Below are 6,100 nucleotides of genomic sequence, written 5' to 3'. Positions count from 1 at the left end.
CGGCCCGGTCGGCGCGCCGGGCGGCCCGGCCGCGCGGCGGGCGCGTCGTCAGGGGCGGGGCTTCCGTCATCGCGGCCTCGGCGTCGGCTTGGCGCTCAGCGGGGCGGCTGGCGCAGGGCGGCGACGAGGCGCAGGATCTCGTCGAACTTCTCGCGGGCGCGCTCGTCGCTGCGGTCGACGCCGCGGGCGATCTCCGCGACGAGGCGCGAGAGATCCTCCAGCACGCGGGTGCGGCTCTCCAGCGCGGCGGCGACGGCGGCGTTGGTCTGGGAGGCCCGCTCCAGCGCCGTCGCGGTGGCGCCCGTGTCGCTGACGCGGGCCTCCAGGCTCCGGAGGTTCTCCCGGTAGAGGTGCAGGCAGGCGAGGCCGAGCAGCGCCGCGACGGCCCAGCCCGCCCCGCTCTCCGAGAAGAGCAGCCGGGCGGCCTCGAACGCGATTCTCTCCACGAGGCCGCCCTCCCGCCCTCCGGGCCCTCCTCCCTCAGGAGGCGGGGCCGCTTCCCCGCCGGGCCGCCTGCAGGGCGGGGCGGAGGGTATTGCCCGCATCCGCCTCCGCCTCGAGGGAGAGGCTCCGGAACACCTTCTCGGCGAGGCCCTCGCGGCCGCCGGCCTCCCTCAGGAGCCAGGCGGGCGCCTGGTCCGCCGCGCGCTGCACCGCCGCCGCGATCACGGCGGAGCCGAGGGGCACGGTGAGGGTCCGGCCCTTCACCGCGCCCGCGACCGCGTTCAGCGCGTAATCCCCGACATTGCGCACGAGGCGCTCGACGAGGGTGCTCGACACGAGGAGCCGCAAGGGGCCGGCGGCCCGGGCGAGCGCCGCCGTCGCGGCCGCCGCCGCGAGCGGCACCATCGCCGCGCCGGCGCCCTGAGCCGCGGCGGCGAGCGCGTCGCCCCAGGGCAGGATGGCGGAGGCCGGCCCGGCCGCGGCCAGGGCGGTCCCGGGCAGGAGGAGGGCGAGGGTTGCGGCAAGCGCGCCGCGGGTCGTGACGGGGCGGGTCATGGCATCGTCTCCGCTGGTCGAGGGGGCGTCAGCGCCGGCCGAGGCGCGCCCGCAGGCGGCGCCACAGGCGGGCGAGGGGGGAGGGGGGTGTCGGAGAGGGAGTGTCGGGCCCGGCCGCGTCGGCGGGGGCGGCGGCGATGCGCGGCACCGTCCGGCGCGGCGGCGGGGCGGCCGGACGCGGGACGGGGGCCGGGTCGCCCCGCCGGGCGCGGGGCTGCGCGAGAGTGTAGGGCGTGCGGAACTGGTCGGCCTCGGCCTGCCGCCGCGGGATCAGCTCCGGCGGCCGGTTCCACAGGAGGATCGCCTCGGCCGCCCCCTCGCGGTCCCCGGCGCGCAGGCGCCGCACCACGGTCGAGCGGCGGAAGGCGTCGGTCCCGATGTTGAAGCAGAGGGAGACGAGGGCGTCGAAGGCGTGGTCGGGCAGGCCCGGCGGCACGGCCTCCCGCACGGCGGCCTCGAAGCGGGCGACGTCGCGGGCGAACAGCGCGTCGCAGGCCTCCTCCGTCAGCGTCAGCCCCGGCGTCACCCGGGGCGGCCCCGCCGCGGAGGTGTGCCCGACCCCGATCGTCCAGATGCCGGCCGAGTCGCGATAGGCGGACAGGCGTCGTCCCTCCCGCGCGATCAGAACCGCGCGGCCCGTGGGGGTGAGATGCATGGGATGTCTCCGGGTTCGGGCCGTTGCCAGGGGGGCTCGCATGCGGACCGGGGCCCTGTTCGCCGATGCCGAACGTGTCATCGAGGCGCGGCGGCCTGAGGCTCGCCCAGCGGAGGCGGCCGGGGACAGCGGGGGTTCAGGCCCCTCGCGTCCGCTCCAGCCAGCCCCGCAGGTGGTTCGTGTAGTGCCGGATGAAGGCGTGCTCGGACCTCGCCGGATCCGAGCAGTTCCAGGCGAGCGGCAGTTCCGCGAGCGCGTCGGCGTAGGGCCGACGCTTCAGCATCCAGATGACGTGGCCGTTCTCGCCCTCGGACGTGACGAAATCCTCGGGCGGAACGGGTTCCTGCCGGTGGGCGAGGCACGCCTCGAGGAACCGGAGGGCGAGCCCTCCCGCACGCAGGAGCATGACACCCGAATTCGGCCTCCCGGAGATCCCCTTCACGCAGAAGATGTCGCGGTCAGGATGGCTTGCGAGGAGGTCCATGAAGGGAGGGCAGGTCTCCGATATCTCGGCATCCGCATCGATGAGGAGGACATCGCGGCCCTGCCGCAACAGGCCGACAGCGGCCTCGAGCTTCGCCCATTTCGGGTGGAGGGGCGAGCGCGACGGATCGATGACGCGGTGCTCGTAGGCGTGGCGTCGGCAGTAGGCGGATTGAGCGTCGATGCAGAAGCGCCAGGTCCGGGCGTAGTCCGGCGTCGCGACCGTCAGAGCCACCGGTCTGGGCTCGGGCGTCGCGCCGGTGGGATCGCCCATCGACCAGAACAGCTTCCGGTAAGGTGCCGCTTCGCTGGCCGGGACGACGCAGGACGCCGTGTCGCGACGGTCCCTGAGGAGCGCGTTCGCGAAACGCTCCTCCAGCGGCCGCTCGTAATCGTCGACGAAGACATGCGTCCCCCGGTCGGCGAGGCGCGACGCCCAGTGGATCGCGACGGCGCGTCCCGGATCCAGCGGCCGATCGCCGGGCGGAGCGTCGACCAGGATGACGTCCCAGGTGAGGGCAGCGAGCCAGGTGAGGGCAGCGAGCTCTTGGGGGCCGGGAAAGGCGTCCAGCGCCTCCAGAGGCAGGTCGGTGCTCGTCGCGACGCTCAGCCCGAACGTCGGCATCGCCTCGATGCGGGCACCCCGCAGTCGCGGGCGCATCGCCTCGATCCGATCCGGCGAGGTCTCGCAGAAGACGGTCTCCCCATCGCCGTTGAGGGCGAGCCAGAGCTCGGAATCGTCGCTGATCCCGAAGACGAGCAGCCGGCACCGGGGCGCTCGCGAGCGGATCGCCGCCCCGATCGCCTGCGACGGATACGGAGAGAGCTGCATCGCCGGCCGGAGATGGGCGCGGTACTGATCGAGGAATCGCAAGCCTGCACTCCGGGCTCGGTGCACCGTGCATGTCTAGAATGTCGTCCGGGTGAGCGGGAAGGACCCGCCTCACGGCAATTGCCGCCCGCTGAACAGCGAGTCCGCCGCCGCCACGGAGCCGTCGGCGCCGGTGAGGCGGGCCTGGACCTCGACCGTGTCGCCGGCCGCGAGCTTCAGCACCGTGGCGAGGCCGAGGCAGGAGACGCCGTCGACGAGGGGGCCGGTCAGCGCCGCCCGGCCCCGCCCGGCCGGCGCGCCGTTGCGGTAGAACTGGGCCTCGAAGGCGCTCGGCGCGCTCGTCCCGTTGCGCTTGTAGGCGAGGTTCGCCGTGAAGGCGTGCAGCCCCGCCTCGGCGGCCGTGAAGCGGTTCGTCGCCGCCGCGAAGGCGCCGTGATCGTTGGCCTCGGCCGTGTTGAACTGGACCCGCGTCCAGGTGCCGGCCGCGAGGACGTTGTCGAAGTTCGTCGTCGCTAAGAAGCGCGGCAGGTTGGTGAGCCGCCACCAGCGGGTGCCGTCGTGGCCCCTGAAGGCGCCCGCACTCGAATCGAACACGATCTGCCCGGCCGCCGTGCCGAGGGCGGGCGCGCCCGCCTGGGGCTGCAATTCCAGGGCGCCGTTGGCGCGGAATTTCACCACCGAGCGCCGGCTCGTGGCGCCCACCGCCGTCGTCAGGAAGTCGAGGCCGGTGCCGTTGCCGGAGGCCGTGAAATCCTCCTCCGCGAAGCCGGTGAAGGCGACGACGTTGCTCGAATACGTGCCATCCGGGCGCCAGCCCGCCCCGAAGAAGCCGAAGAAGCGGTCGAGGGCCCTGATCGGCGCCGGGGCTCCGGGCACGCCCCGGGCGACCTGCGCGACGAAGGTGGCGACCGGGGGGACGGTGGCGCCCGCGTCGCCGCCGAAGCTGTTGACCTGCACGTCCTGCGTGACCACGCCCGGACCCGAACCCGAGCGGAGCGTCGTGAGGTGCAGGCCCGCCACCGGCGTCGCGGTCTGGCCGAGGCCGAAGCAGCCGCTCGCCGGGTGCACGCTGAACCCCTGCGCGTAGGCCGTCCCGTCGGCGCTGACCTTCAGGCCGACGAGGTCGTTGCCGAGGAGGCCGAACAGGGCGCGGGTCTGGTAGCCGCTCTGGAGGACGAGGGCCGCCTCCTCGGTGCTGGAGCGTCGGTTGAGGGTCACGCGCATGTGGCCCGAGCCCGGCGTGACGTCGTCCCAGGAGAACAGGGCGGCGTCGGCCTTCACGGCGAGCCGATTCGCCCCGTCGGCCCCCGTGTTGATGCCGAGCCGGCCGAGATTCTGCAGGCTCTGGATCGTCGTCCGCAGGGGCGCCCAGCCCGCGGCCCCGTAGAGGTAGAGCTCGCCCTCGTCGGCGAGGTAGGCGAGCCAGCCCGGCCTCGGCTGCAGCCCGATCCAGACGCCGTCCTCGAAGCGGGCGATCTGGCCGGAGAGCCCTGCCCAGGCCCCGGTCGGGTTCGGGGCGGCGAGGAGGTAGCGGTCGCCCTCGGCCGGGTTCGGCGGGGGGGCCGTGCGGTCCTTGTCGAGGCAGGCGAGCTGCACCAGCGCGTCGAGGAGGGTCAGCGCCTCGTTGTGCGTCACGTGCTTCTGCGCCTGCGCCGCCGCCAGGAGCGGCAGGGCGAGATGGCGGGTCGTCGTCATCGGGATCTCCGGGATCTCGGGGCGGCCGGCGGCGGCACGGGCGCAGCGCGGGGTCACTCGCGTTCCGGGGGGACCCGGTGAGGGGGCGATCTCTCCGCAGAGGTCGCATCCCTCACCCGGTCCGCTCGCGCGGGCTCGGACCTCTCCCGGACGGGAGAGGCGGGCTTCCGGACGGGGTCAGCCCGCCCGCACGGCCACGCGGGCGCGGAGGGGGGCGCCGCGGCCGGCGACCGCGCCGACCTGCGCGACCGCGACCTCGATCTCGCGCTGCGGCCCGCCGAAATCGGCGGCCTCGTCGGCGCTCGGATAGAGGAGGCTCGGCTGCGAGGCGGCGAGGCTGCGCAGGAGGCGCCCGTCCGCGGCGTAGAGGTCGAGGCGGTAGCTCTCCGCCGCCTCGTCGAGGGGGATCTCGACGGGCTCCCAGGCATCGGCCGCCCGCCGCGCCCGGCGGATCCACTGGAGCCGCACGCCCCCCGCCTCGCGGCGCGCCCGCAGGCCGACCGGGCTCAGGGGGCGCAGGGCGGAGAGGCCCGCGCTCGCGTCAATCTCGGTGAAGGCCGCGTCGCCGGGGTCCCGCGCGGCCGGGCCGATCCGGTAGCGGAAGGCGCGGCCCGCCTCGTCCAGGCGCTCGACGAGGGGCACCGGGGCGCCGTCGTCGAGGCGGACGATCCAGCTCCCCGCCGGCGTCACCCGCGCGGCCGCCGCCTCGCTGCCGGAGAGCCCGCGCAGGAAGCGCGACAGCCGCCAGGTGTCGCGGCCGATCAGCTCGGCGCCCGCGGCGGAGAGGATCTCGACCGTGCCGTCCGGAGCGACCAGGGCGAACAGGTTCCGGCCGGAGAGCGCCGTGCGGTCGTCGACGGCGCTCAGGGCCGCGCCGGGGCGGAAGGCGGCCTCGAGGCGCGCGCCCCGGTCGAAGCGCCAGAGCGGCCCCGGCGGCAGCGCGGTCAGCGTCCGCCCGAGGCAGGCCGGATACTCCACGATCCCGTGCAGGGCGAGCGGCGCCCCGGCCCCCTCCGCCCGCCAGATGGCGACCTCGCCCGGCCAGGGCGTCGCCGCCACAGCGAGATATTGCAGGACGGTCGGCTCGCCGCGATCCACCGGCAGGTCGAGGAGGACGGCGAGCGGCGGCCCGGGCAGGGCGGGGGGCGGCGGCTGAGCCCGCGCCGTCTCGCGGCGGGGCGGGGCGCCCGCGCGGTGCAGGGGCACGGCCCGGGTCTCGATGCGCCGGCCCGCCGGCCCGTCGTCGATGCGCAGGATCCGGTGCGGGGCGCCCGTTCCCGGCAGCGCCACGAGGTCGCCCGGCTCCAGGGCGAGCCGCCGCGGGCTCAGCCGGAAGGCGGCCGTGTCGCGGGCGGCGAGCCCGGCATCGAGCAGCCCCTCGGCCAGGGCCTCGGCCTGCTCCCGCCGCGTGACGATCGCGGCCTCCAGGCGGATCT

6 protein-coding genes are annotated in these 6,100 nt (G+C 75.8%); all 6 read right to left on the bottom strand.

Features of this window, described 5'->3' with window-relative positions:
• Positions 1–95: 95 nt before the first annotated feature.
• Entirely contained in the window at positions 96–446 is a 351-nt protein-coding gene (locus tag E1J50_RS25620; RefSeq protein ID WP_132257039.1) for a hypothetical protein, read from the bottom strand.
• Between the two features lie 34 nt (positions 447–480).
• The gene (locus tag E1J50_RS25615; protein ID WP_207919298.1) at positions 481–999 is read right to left on the bottom strand and encodes a hypothetical protein; all 519 of its coding nucleotides are present in this window, start codon (positions 997–999) and stop codon (positions 481–483) included.
• Between the two features lie 28 nt (positions 1,000–1,027).
• Positions 1,028–1,654: a lysozyme gene (locus E1J50_RS25610; RefSeq protein WP_132257037.1), complete on the bottom strand. Its 627-nt coding sequence runs from the start codon at positions 1,652–1,654 to the stop codon at positions 1,028–1,030.
• A gap of 136 nt (positions 1,655–1,790) precedes the next feature.
• Positions 1,791–3,011, bottom strand: coding sequence for a hypothetical protein (locus E1J50_RS25605; RefSeq protein WP_132257035.1), 1,221 nt, complete (start codon positions 3,009–3,011; stop codon positions 1,791–1,793).
• A gap of 69 nt (positions 3,012–3,080) precedes the next feature.
• Positions 3,081–4,664 carry a DUF2793 domain-containing protein gene (locus E1J50_RS25600; RefSeq protein WP_132257033.1) on the bottom strand — a complete coding sequence of 528 codons (1,584 nt, stop codon included), beginning with the start codon at positions 4,662–4,664 and terminating at the stop codon, positions 3,081–3,083.
• A gap of 177 nt (positions 4,665–4,841) precedes the next feature.
• Positions 4,842–6,100: GTA baseplate fiber-binding domain-containing protein (locus E1J50_RS25595; RefSeq protein ID WP_245516761.1), on the bottom strand; the 1,259-nt coding region annotated here is incomplete at its 5' end.

The organism is Methylobacterium segetis (genome assembly GCF_004348265.1).
Classification (GTDB): domain Bacteria; phylum Pseudomonadota; class Alphaproteobacteria; order Rhizobiales; family Beijerinckiaceae; genus Methylobacterium; species Methylobacterium segetis.
The sequence above is the reverse complement of the archived record's forward strand: the minus strand, read 5'-3'. Positions and strand labels throughout refer to the sequence as shown.